General features: G+C 69.2%; 1 protein-coding gene. It reads right to left on the minus strand.

Translation table 11 applies throughout. From position 1 onward, the window contains the following. Nucleotides 1–175 precede the first annotated feature (175 nt). Entirely contained in the window at nucleotides 176–1837 is a 1662-nt protein-coding gene (locus JDV09_RS26380; protein ID WP_221372079.1) for a transposase, read from the minus strand. Nucleotides 1838–1880: the final 43 nt, after the last annotated feature.

Below are 1880 nucleotides of genomic sequence, written 5' to 3' on the forward strand. Positions count from 1 at the left end.
CTAGGTGGCTGGTGTCGAACGGGTCTCGTGGGGTAGGTGGTAACCGCTCTTGCGGTTGAGCTTGCTGTGACGGCTGGTGTGGGCCTGGGACGGTTCAATGGGTTGATGGGCCTGCTCGCCGGACCGAATTATCAGGATCGTTGCAGAATGCACTGTGCAGCAGGTGTTTCGGTGGTTATGCGGGCGCAACCTGCCAACCTTGGCTGGTGGCTCGGTGCAGTCCGAGCGCACCGAGACGGGCCAGGTTGACCGCAGCGGCCAGCAGGGAGAAGTCGGCGGCGACCTTGGTGGTGCCACGCACACGGGCGCGGCGCCCGCCGTGGCGGCGGCGCATCAGGTGAGCGATCTTGCGTTCCACTTTCGGGCGGGTCGCCCGGTAGTCGGCGACCCAGGCGGGGTCGGCCTGAGCGGCGCGGGCGCGGGCCAGTTCGGCCTCGTAACGGCTGATCTTGATGGTGCGGCCGGCGGCGGAGTCGGTGCACTGGGTGGCCAGCGGGCAGGCCGCGCACGCAGCACCGAACACGGCGCTGCCGCCGCCGGCGGTGGCCGGGCGGATCGTTACGGTCACCGCGTTCGGACAGGTGATGGTGCCGCCGTCCAGATCGATGCTGAAGCGGTCCTTGGTGAACCGCCCACCCGGGGCGGTCGGCGGCTGCACCTTGGTGAAGATCTGCGCGCCCGCGGTTTCCAACCCGGCCAGCAGCTTGCCCGCGCCGTAGGCCGCATCGCCATACACCGCCGGTGCGTGCTGGCCGCGTTGGGCGCCTTCGGATGCCGGCGCACCGCTGGCGCCGGGGTTGGGGTTGGGGCCATCGTCGCCGGTCTGGCCCGCGCCGGTGTCGGCGGGCTCAGGCAGGTCCTCGGCGAGCAGATCGGTGGCCGGGTCGACGTCGCCGGCGTTGGCCGCGGTGACCTCGGTGGCGGTCACGATCTCGGCATCCGGGTCGATGGCGATGTGACCCTTGAAGCCGTCGAATCCCCGCGCCGAGGTCTTGTGCCCGTGCCGCGCGTCGGGGTCCACGGTGGAGATCACCCGATCCCGGGCGATGCGGCGGGCGATGCGGAACACCCCGTCGCTATCGCGGTCGAGGTCTTGGCCGACCACGGTGGCCACCAGCTGGGCCGCGGTGTCGACCTCGACGGCCAACTCCCGCCCGTGCAGCGCGGCCGCCAGCGCCATCGCGTCGCAGGCCAGCGCATCCACCAACGCCTCCCGCGCAGCCGCATCGTCGTAGTCGCACACCGGCTTGCCGGCCGCGGTGTAATCGTCGTCGCGGCTCAGCAGGCCCCGCAACTCACATTCAAGCGCGCTATCGGCTGCCTTCAACAGCCCGCGGATCGCCGAGCGGATCAAGGTAACCGTGTCCATCGTGGCCACCGCGTCATACAGCGGGGTTGAGTCCAGCACCCGCTTACGTCCTACCAGCCCCGCCGCTTTGGCCGCCGCCAGCGTCACCTCGAAGATCCGGTTCGGCCGAGCCGAGCGGGCCAGCCGGGCACGCATGTCCACCAGCACCGTGTGCACGAATCCCGGATAGTCGAAGTCCAGCCCACCAGCGGCGTACTTCCAGCGCGCGTCGAACGCGAACCGATCCACCGCCTCTCGATCCGAGAGTCCCTCGATGCGCTGCAGCACCATCACCACCGCCACGATCATCGGCGGCACCGACCGCCGACCGACATCGGTGAACAGATCAGCGAACATCTCGTCGGGAAAGAGGTTGAAACACTCCCGGTGCAGCACACCATAAATCGAATCCGGACCCACCCGGCCCTCACAGAAATTCGCCGTCGACCGCAGCAGATCCGCCTGAGCAGGCGTCCGTCCCAACGTCACCCACTCATTCAACTCAACCAGCGGCGATCAGCCGGTCACCGCC

The organism is Mycolicibacterium xanthum, assembly GCF_019710635.1.
Classification (GTDB): Bacteria; Actinomycetota; Actinomycetes; order Mycobacteriales; family Mycobacteriaceae; genus Mycobacterium; species Mycobacterium xanthum.